The organism is Streptomyces radiopugnans, assembly GCF_900110735.1.
In the GTDB taxonomy this organism is placed as follows: Bacteria; Actinomycetota; Actinomycetes; order Streptomycetales; family Streptomycetaceae; genus Streptomyces; species Streptomyces radiopugnans.
Window position 1 is genome coordinate 224,646 of record NZ_FOET01000002.1, and the last position, 14,900, is coordinate 239,545.

At 75.4% G+C, this 14,900-nt stretch carries 12 protein-coding genes and 1 pseudogene; 2 read left to right on the plus strand and 11 right to left on the minus strand.

All coding sequences use genetic code 11. From position 1 onward, the window contains the following. Positions 1-3: 3 nt before the first annotated feature. Genes BMY40_RS05900 through BMY40_RS28915 form a run of 4 tightly spaced genes read right to left on the minus strand, consistent with a single transcriptional unit; the run spans position 4 to position 6,933 of the window. Positions 4-987 carry a hypothetical protein gene (locus tag BMY40_RS05900; RefSeq protein WP_093656178.1) on the minus strand — a complete coding sequence of 328 codons (984 nt, stop codon included), beginning with the start codon at positions 985-987 and terminating at the stop codon, positions 4-6. Then, on the minus strand, positions 984-2,672 hold the full coding sequence (locus BMY40_RS05905; RefSeq protein WP_093656180.1) for a VWA domain-containing protein: 1,689 nt from the start codon (positions 2,670-2,672) through the stop codon (positions 984-986). Before BMY40_RS05905 ends, BMY40_RS05900 begins: the two co-directional genes overlap by 4 nt. After that, on the minus strand, positions 2,669-5,125 hold the full coding sequence (locus tag BMY40_RS05910) for a serine/threonine-protein kinase (protein WP_093656182.1): 2,457 nt from the start codon (positions 5,123-5,125) through the stop codon (positions 2,669-2,671). Before BMY40_RS05910 ends, BMY40_RS05905 begins: the two co-directional genes overlap by 4 nt. Next, the gene (locus BMY40_RS28915; protein ID WP_093656184.1) at positions 5,122-6,933 is read right to left on the minus strand and encodes a S1 family peptidase; all 1,812 of its coding nucleotides are present in this window, start codon (positions 6,931-6,933) and stop codon (positions 5,122-5,124) included. The genes BMY40_RS05910 and BMY40_RS28915 overlap by 4 nt, the downstream gene beginning before the upstream one ends. An 82-nt stretch (positions 6,934-7,015) precedes the next feature. Between BMY40_RS28915 and BMY40_RS05920 the strand changes: the two genes are divergently transcribed. Continuing rightward, complete coding sequence (locus tag BMY40_RS05920; protein WP_093656186.1) at positions 7,016-7,336, plus strand: trypco2 family protein; 321 nt, start codon at positions 7,016-7,018, stop codon at positions 7,334-7,336. 633 nt (positions 7,337-7,969) lie between these two features. Here the strand turns inward: BMY40_RS05920 and BMY40_RS05925 are convergent. The 4 genes from BMY40_RS05925 to BMY40_RS05940 form a co-directional block, all read right to left on the minus strand. Next, positions 7,970-8,218 carry a WhiB family transcriptional regulator gene (locus tag BMY40_RS05925; protein ID WP_093656188.1) on the minus strand — a complete coding sequence of 83 codons (249 nt, stop codon included), beginning with the start codon at positions 8,216-8,218 and terminating at the stop codon, positions 7,970-7,972. 348 nt (positions 8,219-8,566) lie between these two features. Continuing rightward, the gene (locus BMY40_RS05930) at positions 8,567-9,163 is read right to left on the minus strand and encodes a dihydrofolate reductase family protein (RefSeq protein ID WP_093656190.1); all 597 of its coding nucleotides are present in this window, start codon (positions 9,161-9,163) and stop codon (positions 8,567-8,569) included. Between the two features lie 199 nt (positions 9,164-9,362). Further along, entirely contained in the window at positions 9,363-10,214 is an 852-nt protein-coding gene (locus BMY40_RS05935; RefSeq protein WP_177213896.1) for an ABC transporter permease, read from the minus strand. Continuing rightward, a complete protein-coding gene (locus tag BMY40_RS05940) occupies positions 10,211-11,179 on the minus strand; it encodes an ABC transporter ATP-binding protein (protein ID WP_093656192.1) in 969 nt (322 codons plus the stop codon). Before BMY40_RS05940 ends, BMY40_RS05935 begins: the two co-directional genes overlap by 4 nt. 314 nt (positions 11,180-11,493) lie before the next feature. Here BMY40_RS05940 and BMY40_RS05945 point away from each other — a divergent pair, with 314 nt between their 5' ends. Further along, on the plus strand, positions 11,494-12,588 hold the full coding sequence (locus BMY40_RS05945; RefSeq protein WP_093656194.1) for a calcium/sodium antiporter: 1,095 nt from the start codon (positions 11,494-11,496) through the stop codon (positions 12,586-12,588). 138 nt (positions 12,589-12,726) lie between these two features. Here the strand turns inward: BMY40_RS05945 and BMY40_RS05950 are convergent. The 3 genes and pseudogenes from BMY40_RS05950 to BMY40_RS05960 all read right to left on the minus strand — a co-directional run. Next, a pseudogene (locus BMY40_RS05950) lies at positions 12,727-13,446 on the minus strand (saccharopine dehydrogenase family protein); the annotation flags it as partial. Between the two features lie 495 nt (positions 13,447-13,941). Next, the gene (locus BMY40_RS05955) at positions 13,942-14,412 is read right to left on the minus strand and encodes a GNAT family N-acetyltransferase (protein WP_093656196.1); all 471 of its coding nucleotides are present in this window, start codon (positions 14,410-14,412) and stop codon (positions 13,942-13,944) included. Positions 14,413-14,483: 71 nt separating this feature from the next. Beyond that, on the minus strand, positions 14,484-14,900 hold the full coding sequence (locus BMY40_RS05960; RefSeq protein WP_093656198.1) for a hypothetical protein: 417 nt from the start codon (positions 14,898-14,900) through the stop codon (positions 14,484-14,486).

The window sequence follows — 14,900 nt, forward strand, 5'->3', positions numbered from 1 at the left end:
CCCTCACGACCGGAACCTGTACTGGCTCAGATGCCGTTGCAGCCCGGCCCAGGACAGCAGCGCGACCGCGGCGCCCCCGAGCGGTATGAGCACCGCCCTGCGCTCGCTCCCGGACGTCGCGTCCAGGACCTCCTCCACCCCGGTGCGCGCGCCGGTGACGGCGGCCCTGGTCTCCTCCGGCTCCCCCCTGGGCGCCTCCCCGCGCGCCTTCGTCCCGTGCTGCGGCCCGGCGACCGCCACCAGCTCCCGGCGGGCCTCGTCCAGCCCGTTCTGGGTGTCCTGCGCCCACCGCACCGGCAGCCAGGAGGCCAGCAGGACCGCGCAGGCCAGCAGCAGGAAGGGGTTCAGCCGCTGGGGGAAGCGCCGCTGGAGCTGCCACTGCGCCACGGCCAGCGCCAGCAGCGGTACGAGCGGGGCCGCGACCGCCGCCCTCCACAGCTCCCGCCGGGCGTCGGTGAACTCCGTCTGCTCCCGCAGCCTCCGGAGCTGGTCGCGCTGGAGATCGTCGAGCCTGGAGAGGATGCCGGTCCCCCCGCGGTTGATGATGGTGTCGGCGCTCGCGCTCCACGCCTCGCTCAGCGCCTCGTCCTCCGCGTGCTCGATCGCCCGGGCGACGGCCTCCTGGTAGACCATGAGCAGGGCGATGACGGTGCTCAGCTCCCGCTTGCCCTCCTCCCCCGCGACCTGCCGGTCGGCTATCTGCGACAGGCTCTGGGTGGCCGCCGCCATGTAGGTGCGGTACGTCTCGTCGGTGCTGGTGCCGTCGACCAGTTCGGAGGCCAGGTAATCGCGGGCGGCAAGGTGGGCGTCGACCAGTGCGCCGCGGGCGGCGGCGACCTCCAGCACGGCCGGCGCGGTCCGGTCCCGGACGGCGGCGGGGCGGCGGTGGGTGTCGTCGTAAGCGGCGAACAGCACGGCCGCCGCGAGCAGGGCCAGCACCACCAGCGAGACCAGCTGGGCCACCAGCAGCCGCCGGGTGCCGATCACCGCTCCTCCCCCAGGGGGTGCCCGCAGCTCTCGCAGAACCTGTCCGGGCGCACCCACTCCGCACACCGGCGGCAGCACACGGGCGGCTTCTCGCTGTGCCCGCCGCCCTCGCCTCCGGGAACGTCCCGGGACGTTCCCGGAGGCGAGGGCGCGGCGCCGCCCGCTCGTGGCGGGGGCGCGGTGCGGCTGCTCCTGGCGATCAGCTTCCGCAGATGGCCCGGGTCGACGGCGTCGCGGACGCGCACCAGGCCGACGGCCGCGTTCTCCACGGTCACCAGCGCGCGCAGCCGGGCGAGGTGCGCGGTGTCGTTCAGCTCGTACGCCAGGCGCACCGCGCGGCCCAGCTCCCGTTCGGCCGAGGGGACGTCGTGCCGGCCCAGGGCCGCGCAGCCGGCGCGGGTGGCCTCCTCCAGCTCGGTGTAGCGCCGGAAGTGGCGTCCGGCGGCGCCGAGATCGGTCGGCGGCGCCTCCGCGACCCACCGGACGGTGATCTGCTCCTCGCGCGGCAGCACCACGCCCGCGGCGTCCTCGGTCTCCAGCCGCAGGGAGGCGATCCGCGCCTCCCGCACGCCGCGGACGGACGGGTGGCCGGGGTCCACGCACAGCCGCAGTTCGTACCAGCGGGTCTCGTCGCCCCACGCCCCGGTGGGCAGGAGCGTCCGGCCGCCGTCGCGCACGGCGGTGCCGGTCAGGTCCAGCACCGTCGGGTTGACCTGGCGGAAGAGGGCGACCGACGCCTGCGGCCCGGTGTGCACGGCCAGGGTGAGTCCGGCCAGTGTCCTGCGCGTGGAGGCGCCGACCAGTTCGCGGAAGAGGCGGGTGAGCTGTTCGCCGAGCCCCTCGCCGTCCGCGCCGGCGCCGTCCGCTTGGGAACCGTCCGCGTCGGGGGAGCCGGCGCCCGGGAGGCCCGCGTCCGGGGGGTCGTCGACGACCGCCTCCACCCGCCCGTGCAGCCGGTCGGCGATCTCCCTGAGCTGCTCGGCGTCCCAGCCCTCGCCGATGCCGAGCGCGTCGCAGACGAATTCACCCGCGCAGTCGTCCAGTACGCGCCGCAGCTCCTCGGCCCGGCCGTGCTGGTCCATGCCGTCGGTGAGCAGCAGGGCGTGCCGGAAGGCGGCTCCGGGGCGCGCGGTGAGCAGTCTGCGGGTCAGCGACAGCCAGGAGGAGATCCGGGTGCCGCCGTGGGCCTCCAGCGCGCGGGCGGCGCGGGCGCCGTCGGCGCGGGAGGCGGGCGAGGCGGCGACGGTGGCGGGCGAGGCCGGGTCGCGGCGCGGATGGACGACCCGGGCGGTGTCCGTCCCCTCCACCAGGGCGAAGTGGGTGCCGTCCGGAAGCATCTCGATCGCCGCCGCGGCCGCTCTGCGGGCGGCGGCGATCTTGCGGACGGAGGGGTGTCCCATGGAGCCCGAGCAGTCGATGACGATGACTTCGGAGCGCTCCGGGGGGCGGCGCGGCACGGTGGCGTCCAGGCCCTCCGCCCTGAGCCTCACCAACACCTGCACCTCGTGGCCGCCGCCGGGCGCGCCGCCGCCCCGGCCGGGGGCGTACTGCTCGTGGGCGGCCTCCACCGACATGTCGACGCGCGGGCGGCCGGGGGCCGCCGGTCCGGCCGCCGCCCCGGTCTGCGGCCCGTTCTCCGGCCCGTCCGCCCTCCCCGCGGTGGGCTCTCGCTCGGTGTCGGTCATCGGGTCGGCTCCCTGCTCGTCCGGGGGTTCGTCCGCGGGGTCGTCCGGGGGCCGGCACGGCGGTCGCGGCGGCCGCCCGGCCGGACGAACCAGGTGCGGGGGAAGACCGCGTTGGAGCAGTCCTCGAGGTGCTCGTGCTGCTCAGGGGTGGTGCCGGGCAGCCGGGCGAGGTCGTGGAAGGACCACGACAGCAGCGTGCGCAGCCCCCGCTCGGTGGGCGGTTCCCCCCGGCCCCCGCCGAACAGCTCGCCGGTCAGCTCCGCCAGGTGCGCGCGGTCCTCCTCCCAGACGCCGTCCGCACCGCGGCCACCCGCACCGGCACCGGCACCGCCCGCCTCCCGTACGCCGCCGGCGACCCGCTGGATCCAGTCCAGCGCCCACTCGCGGATCTCGGCGGTCAGCCGGGTGCGTTCGGGCCCGACGCCGGCGCCGCCGTCGAGCTCCAGGCCGGGCAGCTCCTCCCGTACGACCGCCAGGCCGCGCCAGTCGGGCAGGCCGCCGGACCGGTCCCCGGGCCCCGGTGTCAGCCGGGCGGCGCGGATGCGCACCGCCGCGATCCGGGCGGCGTCGTAGTGCCGCGAGGTGGGCGCCACACCGTCGAGCACCTCGGCCGCGCGCTCGCGGTCGCCCCGGGCCAGATGGACCCGGGCCAGGCCGAAGGCGGCGCTGCCCTGCTGCGGGTTGCGCCGCCACACCGCGTGGTAGAAGCGCTCGGCCCGCTCCGGTTCGCCGCGGTGCTCGGCGCAGTAGCCGAGCGCCAGCTTGGGGGCGTACTCGCCCGGCAGCGCGCCGTAGACCTCGGCGAAGTGCCCCTCCGCGCGCCCCACTTCCTCCCGGGCGAGGCGGACCAGGCCGCGGTGCCAGGCGATGCGCCAGTCGGGGGCGGGCCGCGCGTCCGGCGCCAACCCCAAGGCCGCCTCGGTCTCCCGCAGCCGCCGTTCCGCCCCCTCCAGCTCCCTGCCGCGGTCCCTGGTGTGCTCCGGCGGCAGCTCCTCCCGCGCCGCCAGATGGGCCCGGCACAGCCGCAGCCGGACCTCCGCGCTCGTGCCCGGGCCGTCCCCGCCCAGGAGCCTCTCCAACTGCCGTACGACCGCCCGCGGATCCGTGGGTCCGGGCATGCGCAGCTGGACGGCCGCCGGGTCGTCGGGGCGCGGCAGCGGGGCGGGCAGTCCGGCGGCGACGGCGGAGGGGGCGGGCCGGCCCGGGCGCAGGACGGGTGCGGTGACGGTCCGCCGGTAGTCCCGCACCCGGCGGCCTCGCCAGTTCTCCAGTCCGGGCACGGCGCCGAGCCCGGCGTCCAGGAGTGTGGGGGTGGGCTCGAAGACGTCGGAGGGCCGGTTGTACGGGCGCCCTGTCCGCAGCGACAGCAACTCCCTGAGCACACGCTCCAGTTGGCCGGACATCTCGGCGGCGGAGGAGAACCGGCGCGCGGGGTCCCGGTCGGTGGCGCGCTCCACCAGCCGGTGGAAGGAGATGTGGCCCAGTCCGGTGCCGTGCGCTCCGGGAGCACCGTCCACCGCGGCCCCGGACAGCTCCTCCAGGGTCCGGCCGACGGTGTGGATGTCGTGCGCGACGGTGGGCCCGCCCCCGGAACGCACCTCGGGCGCCGCGTAGTCCGGGGTGATGACGGGGGCGCGGCGGGCGGAGCCGTCCGGCCGCCGCGCGCCGCCCAGGTCGATGAGGACCACGCGGGTGCCGCGGTGGATGACGTTGGCGGGCTTCATGTCGCTGTGCACCAGGCCCTGTTCGTGCAGTGCCGCCAGGGCGTCCAGGATCTGGCACCCGTAGCGTGCGACGTGCTCCAGGGTCAACGGCTCGTCGGGGCCGAGCGGGCGCAGGCCGCGCGCGGTCTCGTCCAGCACCTCCTGGAGGGACTTGCCGCCGACGTACTCCATCACGATGTAGTCGGCGTCGATCCCGCCGTCGCCGGGCCGGTGGTGCACGTAGTCGAGGATGCGGACGATCGACTCGTGGCTGACGGCGATCATCTGGTTGCGTTCCTCCAGCATGCTCTCCCGCGCCTCGTCGTCGTGCGGGTTGAGCACGCCCTTGAGGACGATGGGGCGGTTGCGCAGCCGGGTGTCGACCGCCAGGTAGACCCAGCCCAGACCGCCGTGGGCCAGCGGGCCGCGCACCTCGTAGCGCCCGCCGTCGAGCAGCTCCCCCTCCCCGAGCTGGGGGCGCAGCGAGTAGCGGGTGCCGCAGCGCGGACAGTAGCCCTCCTGTCGGGCGGGCATGCCCCGGTAGGGCCTGCCGACCGGGTTTCCGCACTTGCCGCAGGGGCGGCCGTCCAGGGGCGGTACGGGGTCGGTCAGGACGAGGGCGGCCGGGTCGCCGGGCGGTGGCAGCGGAGGCAGGGCCAGCAGGCGGCGGCGCTCGTCGGCCGGCCCCCCGTGGCCGGTGCCGTGGTCCGCCCCGTGGCCTGCGCGGTCGGCCGTGCCGCGTCCGTTCACCGTACGCCTCCCTCCGCCTCCCGGGCACCCGCCGGGCCCCGCTCCCCCGTCTCCGGGGCTCCCGCCCGGGCACCTCCCTCCTCCGGACCGTCCTCCTGCGGGCCGTCGGCCTCCGGACCGCAGGTCTCCGGACCGCCGGTCTCCGGCGGCCAGCCCAGCACACGGCGGACCGCGCCCGTGTAGCCGGCCACCGCCCGCGCCGCGCTCTCCGCCTCGAACGGGCCCGTGTGCAGCGCCTCGTGGGCCGCCCGGTACTCACGGTCGAGCGCGACGTCCTCGATCCGGCCGTGCCGCACGGCCAGCCGGCGGTAGGCCCGCAGCTCCCCCCTCAGCTCCGCCCGCCGCCCGTACCCCCGCTCGGCCGCCTCCCACGCGCTCTCCACCGCCCGCTCGGCCCGGCTCGTACGGTGCCGCAGCCCCTCCAGCGCACCGGAGAGCCGCCGCCGGTCCAGGTCGGCGCCGGTGCGGTGGGCGTGCCGCAGCCAGGCCAGGTCCATGTGCAGCCGGGTCACGGCCGGGCCGGGGTAGTCCACCCCCGACAGCCGGGCGCCGGCGCGGGCCAGGTCCCGCAGCCGCGCGTCGAGCGCCTCCAGCCGGCCGGCCAGGGCGCCCATGCGGTGCCGCAGCACCAGGTCCTCCTCGGCCCGCTGGTCGATCCGGGTGCCGGCCCGGTGGAAGACCAGCAGCAGCCGGCAGCCGCGTTCGGCGAACTCGCCGCACAGCTCCAGCAGCCGGGCCGGGTCGGCGCACCCGTCCACGCCCAGCACCGCCACGGTCAGCGGCGTGCGCACCTGCCTCAGCCGCTCCAGGGCCCGCGCCGGGCCGCTCTCCTTGAGGTTCATGCGCCCGGCGATCCGGACCGCCGCCTTCTCCGGTGCCTCGTTCCGTACGTCGACGGCCAGGTCGAGGCTGCCGACCGGGGGCACGGTGGACTCGGGGTCGGTGGAGCCCGCGGCCGGCGCGTCCGCCGACAACTCCCGGTCGGCCAGGGTCAGGGCTCGCCGCAGGGTGCGGTCGCGGCCGGAGCCGGGCCGGACCTCGGTGACGTAGACCGGGGGCCGCCCGTCCCTGTCCGCCAGCCAGGCGGCGAGCCGCTCCGCGTAGTCCGGCTCGTCCAGCCTCGCGGGCGGGCCGCCCCGAACCACGGACGGCTCCACGCCAGGCGGGCCCTGGACGCAGCCGCCCAGCCGGGGCAGGTAGTTGAGGACGGTCTCGACGGGGATCATGTGCGCCATCGTCAGCGGCGCGAGCCGTCCAGACTCCGCGGAGGCGGTGACCGTGATGCCCAGCACCCCGGGCGGATCCTGCATGTCCAGCACCGGGCCGCCGCTGAACCCGCGCCGCGGCAGGTGCTCGGGGGCGACGTTGAGCTGTACGCGCTCGCCGAAGGGCAGGCTCACCGTGGCCGCGAGCGCCGCGCCCCGGGCGTGCCGCACGGAGTCGGCGTAGCCGCACATCTCCACCCGCATGTCCCGCATCGCCGCCCGCAGCAGCGGCGCGGAGTGGCCGCCGGGCGGCGGGCGGTGCACCCGCAGCAGGGCCAGGTCCGCGCGGTCCTCGCCGCGCCGGGGGAACCAGCAGCCGTCGGCGACGGTGGCGGTGGAGCCGGCCGCCCCCTCGATCTCGGGGAACTCCACGACGACCGGGGAGGTGCGGTCGGGCAGCACGTGGGCGCACGTCAGCACCGTGTCCCCGCCGAGCAGCACGCCCGAGCCGATGACCGCGCGCGTGTCCTGCGAGCGGATGCGCACCAGCCACGCCATCCCCCGCGTCCCCTGCGCGACACCGGCCCCCGTGCGGTCCCCCATGGGGCCGCAGCATACGCCCGGGCCGCGTCTCTCTGTAGTCTCTCGGTGTCAATCGGTGAGAGCGGCAAGGGGGGGTTGGGGCATGACGGACTCGGACGACCGCGGCAGCGACATCGGTCTGGCCGACGTGATCCGGCAGGTCCGCGCGGATCTGGCGGCGGCGCAGCGCGAGGGCGACGCCGCCGGCGACGGGCTGCGCTTCGCCGTGGACAGGGTGTGCCTGGAGATGGCCGTCCAGGTCCGACGCGAGGGCAGCGGCCGCACCGGCCTGCGCATCGGCGTCGTCACGGCCGACCTGGGCGGCGGGCTCAGCCGGGACACCACGCACCGGGTGCAGGTGGAGCTGACCCCCCACTGCGGCGGGGGCGGCACCTATCTGGTGGGCGGGGAGCCGGACGACTGATCCGGCCCGCCGCGCGCCCCGCCAGGGTTGCCCCGCGGCAGCGACGCACCTCGTGACCATCGGCGGCCGGGACGCTCCGGGCCGGGTCGTCGCCGCCCGGCGCACGGCCTTCCCCACCGGCCGGCCCGCCGCCCCGGCCGAGGGCGGCGAGGTGCTGCTCCAACACCACGCGCGGCTGTTTCCGTAACCCCGGCCCCGCCGGCGACCTCGGCCGGGTCACGGCGCGGGCCCGCGTGGCCGGACCGGTCCGCAGCCTGGACGAACCGGTCCGGTTCGGCGAGCGCGCCTTCACCGGAGGACACGACCTGCGCACCGGCGGCCTCGCCCCGTACCGCGAGGGCCTGGTGCTGCGCGCTCCGGTGCCGCGTCCGGCCGTCTTCCCCGCCCCGGCCCCCTGGAGCGTGCGCCTGCGCCGCACCGCCCCGCCCGCCGCGGGACGCGGAGCTGACCGGCCGTGGGCCCACTCCCCGTCCGCGGTCCTACGCGGTAGCCGTCGACGGCCACCGCAACGCGCGACGCGGTGCCCGACGCGCCCCCACACCGCGTCGGACACCGCGCCGCGCCCCCCGTTCCCCCGTTTCTCCCCCGTCCCCGGTCCTCCCCGTTTCCCCGCTCCCCCGTTCCGCGCGGACGTCAGGCGCTGCGCCTGAGTCTGCGCCGTTCCTCCTCCGACAGCCCGCCCCACACCCCGTAGCGCTCGTCGTTGGCGAGGGCGTACTCCAGGCACTCGATGCGCCCCTCGCACGACTGACAGATCTTCTTGGCGTCCACGGGTGTTCTGCCCGGCTCCGGGAAGAAGGGCTCGGAGCCGATCTGCGCGCACAGCGCGCGCTCCCACCATCCGGTCAGCTGCCCGACCGGACCGGAGTAATCAATTGCCATGCCCAGGAGCCTGCCCGGCGCCGATCAACGTTCTGTCAACGTCCGATCAACGCGCGCTGACGAGCCCCCGCCGGCTCTCACCCTGCCACCTCCCGCACACGTATGCCCCAGGGTTCGCCCACCGGGCGTGTCCGCCCGCCGACGTGTCGTGTACGGGCCGGGCCGGGTCCTGTCCGGGTGCGGGCCGTGACCGGAAAGCCCCCTCGAACTCGCCGTCGGCCCGGGGGAGCCGGCCGCGAGGGGGCACGCGGGCCTCAGCGGTTCGATGGTGCTGCCGGAGACCGGCGACCGCCGGCGGGCGCCCCACGTCGACGCGTTCATCGCGCACACGGCGAAGCGCCGGGCGCGTCAGCCCGCGGCGCGCGTGTAGGTGAGGATCACCGCGCCGCTCCCGAGGACGGTGTGATCGGTGAGGGTCCAGGTACGCGGATCGAAGGCGGCCTTGCGGGAGAACATCGGGATCCCGTCGCCGATGGTCAGCGGAGCGATCTTGAGGATCAGCACGTCGATCTCGGTGTAGAGGGAGCCGGCCAGTTCGGCGCCGCCGATCAGCCAGATGTCCTTGCCGTCCTGTCGCTTGAGCTCCCGGACGGTCGCCACCGGGTCGTCGGCGACGAGTTCGACGGCCGGGTCCGGGCTCTCGGTCATGCTCCGGGAGAACACCAGGTGACGCAGGTGGGGGTAGGCGTCGGTGACCCCGGCCGCCAGGCCGATCTCGTAACTGCGCCTGCCTTCGAGCACGGTGTCGAAGCGCGTGCCCTCCGCGGTGACGGACAGCGCCTGCCGGGCCTGCACGGGCAGCGTCTCGGGGTACTCGGCCACGAGGTGCCGGACGTAGTCCTCCGCGATGGGCCAGAAGCCGTTCGGGCCGGTGGGGTCCGCGCCGTCCGGGCCCGCGATGAAGCCATCGGGGGTGGTGGCGACGTAGTAGACGAGTCTGCGCATGCTGGATCCCTTCCGTCGGTCCGCTGCCGCAGCGCGCCCCGGGGCCGCCGGACGGCGTGCCGGGGCGGGGGCCGGCCTGGTGATCATCTCACCGGGCCGGCCCTCCGCGGGTGCCGTTCCGCCGGATCCCACGAGCGTTCGCGCACACGCCGGGTTCCGCCTCCTGCCGGGGACCCGGCCCGGCGGCCCCGGCGCCTCGTCAGCCGACCCGCTGCATCGCCTTGCGGTGCCGCTCCGCCATCGCGGCCCCCGACTCCCGGCGGGCCATCCTGCGCAGGACGGGCGGCGCGAGGAGCAGTCCGGCGACCGCCCAGGCGCCCAGTACGCCCGCCGTCTCCAGGTACCGCCATGACTCGCCGATCTCGGCTGCGACCGCCTCGGCGGGCAGCAGCGCGGCGCGGAGGCCGAGGCCGAGCCAGTAGACGGGGAAGACCTGTGCGACGAGCTGCAGCCAGTCGGGCAGCTCCGTCAGGGGGAAGTAGATCCCGGAGACCACCACGAGTCCCATCACCGGGAGCATCAGCAGCCCGACGGTGCGCGGGCTGGTGACGAGCGAGCCGATGACGGCGCCCGCCGGCAGGGTCGCCAGGAGGCCCAGCGGCACCACCCACACCAGCGTCAGCAGCGCCCCTCCGCCCCGCTGGGCGACCCCGTCGACCATGAACACGCCGACGGCGAAGGGGAGCGCCATGGAGACCACAGCCGTGCCCGAGACCATGACGACCTTGCCGACCAGATGGCCGACCATGCCGTGGGGCACGGCCTTGGCGCGCAGCAGCGTGCCGTCCTCGCGCTCGGTCGCCAGGAGCTGCGCCGTGGTCATCATCCCGGTGAAGGCGAGCGTCATCCCCAGCATGCTCGGCAGCATGAACGCGCCCGCCGAGATGCCCGCGCCCTCCAGCGGGTCGTCCCCGACCAGGAACAGCGGCACGATGAGCAGGACCGTCCAGAGCACGTACCCGAACACGTCCTGGCCGCTGGTGAAGGTCTGTTTGAGCTCCGTCCAGCCGCGCCGCAGCCCCGTCCTCGCCGCGTACCACACCGGGTTCATCGCACTCCCTCCCCGAAGGCGTGTGCCGTCCGCCCGCCGCCGGCGCCGCCCGGCTCCAGCTCCCGCACCATCGTCAGATAGGTGTCCTCCAGGCTCGCCCGGCGCACCTCCAGCCCGCCGATCGCGTCGCCGTGCTCCTCGAACAGCCGGCGGACGAACCGGGTGGGCTCGGCCGTCGCCTGCTCGAAGGGCCGCCCGTCCCGCGTCCAGCGCACGGTGGCCTCGGCCGAGGCCTGCCGGGACAGCTCCGCGGCCGGACCGTCGGCCACGATCCGGCCGCCGGCCAGGATGAGGATCCGGTCGGCGAGCTTCTCCGCCTCGGCGAGGTCGTGCGTGGTCATCAGCACGGTGGTGTTCTCGTCCGCGAGCCCGCGCACCAGGCCGTGGAACTCGTTCCTGGCCTCCGGGTCCAGACCGGCCGTCGGCTCGTCCAGGAACAGCAGCTCGGGCCTGCCCACGATGCCGACGGCCACGTCGAGGCGCCTGCGCTGCCCGCCCGACAGGGTCGCGACCCGCTTGTGCGCCTGCTCGGCCAGGCCGACGGCGGCGATGAGCTCATCGGTGTCCCAGGGGCGCCGGACGAGGTCGGTGGAGTACGGCGCGTAGTAGGCGCCCAGGTGCTCCAGCAGCTCCCGCACCCGCCACTTGCCGTGGTCTCGCCAGGACTGCAGCACGATGCCCAGGCGCGCACGCCACCGCTCGTCCCCGTGGGCCGGGTCGGTGCCGAGGACGGTCACGTCACCGGCCGAGCGCATCCGGAAGCCCTCCAGGACCTCGATCGTGGTCGTCTTGCCCGCGCCGTTCGGGCCGAGCAGTACGACGACCTCGCCCCGGCGGGCCGTGAACTCCACCCCCTTGAGCACGTCGTGGCTGCGGTAGCGCATCCGCAGGTCCCGTACGTCGATGACCGTGTCGCCCTCCGGCGGGCTGCCCCCGGCTCCGGGTATGGCGTGGTCGGCCGTCATCGGCTCTCCCCCGTCTCTGTGGTGGTCCGCTCTGCCGGGTCGGGGCCGGAGGCCGTGCCCGCGTCCGTGGTCATGGGACGCGTCCTGCCGCCTGTGGCCGCCACCGCCGTCCGGCGGCTGCCGTCCGGGCCCTCCCCGGACGGGCACCCTACCGAACGGCCCGGCCGCACCTCCCGGCGAGCGGTACGGCCATACGCACACGCCGCGGCCGGGCGGGCCGATCAGCCGACGAGTGGGTGAGTTCGGCCCGGCGCAGGGGCGGCACGGCTGTCGGCAGCGCGACGGCCCACCGGCGGCTGCCTACGCTGCGGGATGTGGACACTGTGGAGATCCTGCTGGTGGCGGGTGGACTGGTCGTGCTCGTCGGCGGCGGGGAGCTGCTGGTCCGCGGAGCCTCCGGGCTGACGGCACGGCTCGGCCTCTCGCCGCTCGTCATCGGCCTGACGGTGGTGGCGTTCGCCACCTCGGCGCCGGAGTTCGCGGTCACCCTCGACGCGGCTCTGCGGGGCGAGCCCGACCTCGCCGTCGGCAACGTGGTGGGCAGCAACATGGTCAACGTGCTCCTCATCCTCGGAGCCTCGGCGGTCATGCTGCCGCTGACCGTCGGGGCCCGGTTGGTGCGTCTGGACCTGCCCATCCTCGTCGGGGTGTCCGGGCTGCTGCTCGCCCTGGCCGCGGACGGCGCCGTCACCGCGGGCGACGGTGCGTTGTTGCTGGCCGTCATCGTCGGCTACACGGCTCTGGCCCTGGTCCTGGGCCGCCGGCAGGCCGGCGCCGGGCCCTCCGGCACGGCCGCCGGTCAGGGCGCGCGGCGGCCGCTGTGGGCGCAGTTCGCGGCGGTGGTCGGTGGCGTGGGCCTGTTGGTCTTCGGCGCCCGCATGCTCGTGGAGGGGGCGGTCGGGATCGCGACCGGGTTCGGGGTGAGCAGTCTGGTCATCGGGCTCACCGTGGTGGCGGTGGGCACCTCGCTGCCGGAGCTGGCCACGACACTGATCGCGGCCCGGCGCGGAGAGCGTGACCTGGCGGTGGGCAACATCGTGGGCAGCTGCGTCTTCAACATCTGTGTGGTGCTGGGCCTGGCCGGGGTGATCGCCGCGGACGGGGTGCCGGTGGCGCCGGCCGCGGTCGCCCTCGACATCCCGCTCATGATCGCCTCCGCGGTCGCGCTGCTGCCTATCGCGTTCACCGGGCTCGCGATCGCCCGGTGGGAGGGCGCGCTGTTCCTGGCCCTCTACGTCGCCTACACGGCCTACGTGCTGCTCGCGGCCACCGAGCACGACGCGCTCGAGGGGTTCACCACCGTCATGCTGTGGTTCACCCTCCCGCTCGTCGCGCTCACCCTCGTCGTCCTCGCCTCCTTCGAGGCCGGCCGGCGGCGCGGCGGCGGGCACCCGATCGTGCCGCGCTAGCCCGGCCCGGCCCGGCCCCCCGCCCCGCGCCGGACGGGAGTGACCGCGGCGTCCTCGTGGTCTTCCCTGGCCCGCCGGGAGTCCGGGTCCTGCCCGAGGTGCCGGGAGCCACCGGCCCACGCGAGGGCAACCCGCCCGTCACGGGCGCGGGTCCAAGGTGATGTGCGGGGACAGTGCGCGCAGGAAGCCGGGCGCGTCGAACACCGCGCCGGCGGAGGCGACACCGGCCGTCCTGGTCCGTCCCGTGAGGATGCGGTCGACCGCTTCCACGGCGAGCGGCGCGGTGACGGCGTAGATGTCCCGGCCCCTTGCCACGGCGCGCCGTTCGACGCCGCCGGAGCGTACGACGGCGTCGAACGAGGAAGGTCTGCGCGGACCGCCCGCGCTCGTCGGCCGCAGTCGGTGCGGGGGTGTCGGGAGCCGACACGTCACTGGCCGCCTCGACCGTCATGTACGTGCGCACCTCGGGGACGGAAAGGTGGCTGGGAACGGTGACGACGTCGGCCATCGTGAACTCGCCGATGACGGAGCGGGTGCCCATCGGCTCGGGGAAGGGCCACTCCAGGGTGGGCGGGCTGTCGTGGCGGTACTCCAGCCGCCCGTTCGCGTAGCGGACGCGCCGGCCGCCGCGCCGCTGCCGGGAGACCGCGCCCGCGGCACGCGTCCCGGCGGTGGGGTGCCAGCCGCTCAGCCCGTACGCGATGTGCACCTCGTCGGCCGCCGTCCATCGTCCATCGCGGTGGTGGCCAGCAGGTCGCCGAGGCCGCCGTAGAAGGCCATCGCGGGGACGACCACCGCTCCCGCGGCGCGGGCGCGCTCGCTGAAGTGCGCGAACGTGGCGTCCCTGGCCACGATCTCGGGCTTCGGCTTCGCCGAGGTCGGAGAGCAGTGGGATGAGGAGGACGGTCGTGAACTCGTCTTCGAGGTTCCTGCCCACCGGGTTCCACCCGCTTGTCGGGAAGGGCCACGGCATAACGCTGAGCTGTGACCGTGGCGTCCGGCGTGGTGGTCACGCTGCGGCAGCGAGTGGGCACCCGTCTCAGCGGATGCCTTTCTCGCTCTGCGGATCCGGGCACGCTCGCGGAAGACCTTGAGCACTGCCCCGAAAGTCTTCAGGCTGCCGGACATCCCGGGTCCGCCGTCGATGTTCGCCATGAGTGACCCCCGTCGCACATATCGTGGATGCGTCGTACGTGTCCAACGAGCCGGTGGGGCCGGGGCTCGTACGCCGCGGGGCCGCAGCCCGTACACACCGGCCCGGCACGGTGGGCGCATGACACCAACGACAACCGTGCGAAGCGCGCCCCACTCCCTTCTTGCCGCCCGGTCGGCGTCTGTCCGGCGGGCCGAGGTTCAGGCGAGTTCCAGTTCGCCGACGCACTGGTCCCCGCTCGTCTCTCCTGTCAGCCGGAACCCGAATCCGAGGTAGAAGTCTTCGGCGCCATCCTTACCGGGATGCCAGCAGGCCGTGAGACGGGTGCCGCCGCGGCGGCGGATCTCGGCAGCCACTGCCCGGACCGCGAAACGGCCGTAGCCGCGCCCCTGCTCTCCGGCCGCGATGTTCAGGCGCCACAGACCCGAGCGGATGTCGGTGCCGGTGCCGTCCCCGGCGAAGTCGATGTCGAAGAAGGCCATCAGGAAGCCGACGGGTCGGTCACCGTCGAGGACGAGCCGGGGCCAGGCGACGCCCGGATGCACATACGCCTCGGCGAGGGATGTGACGACCGGGGCAACCAAGTGGTCCTGGTCGGGATGTACCTTCAGGGCGATCGCCGCCTCGAAGTTGTCGGGGGTGATCTTCTCCAGACGGGGCGAGGCGGCCATGCGTGAACTCCATCCCCGGTCCCGTACAGGGGCCCGCCAGTAGGTTGGCGGGTCCTCACGCGAGGTCGAGGTCAGGATTCGGTGATGTGCTGGTCGCGGCCGGCCATGTAGATCCGCGCGGAGTCGCGGGCCTCGGCCCGCATGACCACTGTGCGGGCCCGGTCCTGTTCCTCCGGGGGCAGAGCGGGAGTCAGGTGCTCGTCCAGCAGACGCCGCAGTTCGGCGGCCAGTTCCGGGTCCTCCTCCAGGAGTTGCTGAAGCCGCAGCCTCCAGGCGCCTGTCAGTGCCTGCTCGGTGTCCTCGTCCTCTTCCCGGCGTGCTGTCAGCACCCGGCCGCGCAGCGCTTCCAACTCCGAGCCCACGTCCTCGGCCCGCTCCGGTCGGTGGCGCCGCCACCAGGCCACCACCGCATCCCGCACGTGCTGCCAGCCGTCGGTGGCCATCGCGCTGACCATCGCCGCGCCGGCCGCCGCCACGATCGGATCCAT

Excerpts from the sequence above, each read along its gene's own strand:
- BMY40_RS05905 (WP_093656180.1), bottom strand. The coding sequence starts at position 2,672 with ATGACCGACACCGAGCGAGAGCCCACCGCGGGGAGGGCGGACGGGCCG.
- BMY40_RS28915 (WP_093656184.1), bottom strand. The coding sequence starts at position 6,933 with ATGGGGGACCGCACGGGGGCCGGTGTCGCGCAGGGGACGCGGGGGATG.
- BMY40_RS05920 (WP_093656186.1), top strand. The coding sequence starts at position 7,016 with ATGACGGACTCGGACGACCGCGGCAGCGACATCGGTCTGGCCGACGTG.
- BMY40_RS05925 (WP_093656188.1), bottom strand. The coding sequence starts at position 8,218 with ATGGCAATTGATTACTCCGGTCCGGTCGGGCAGCTGACCGGATGGTGG.
- BMY40_RS05930 (WP_093656190.1), bottom strand. The coding sequence starts at position 9,163 with ATGCGCAGACTCGTCTACTACGTCGCCACCACCCCCGATGGCTTCATC.
- BMY40_RS05935 (WP_177213896.1), bottom strand. The coding sequence starts at position 10,214 with ATGAACCCGGTGTGGTACGCGGCGAGGACGGGGCTGCGGCGCGGCTGG.
- BMY40_RS05940 (WP_093656192.1), bottom strand. The coding sequence starts at position 11,179 with ATGACGGCCGACCACGCCATACCCGGAGCCGGGGGCAGCCCGCCGGAG.
- BMY40_RS05955 (WP_093656196.1), bottom strand. The coding sequence starts at position 14,412 with ATGGCCGCCTCGCCCCGTCTGGAGAAGATCACCCCCGACAACTTCGAG.
- BMY40_RS05960 (WP_093656198.1), bottom strand. The coding sequence starts at position 14,900 with ATGGATCCGATCGTGGCGGCGGCCGGCGCGGCGATGGTCAGCGCGATG.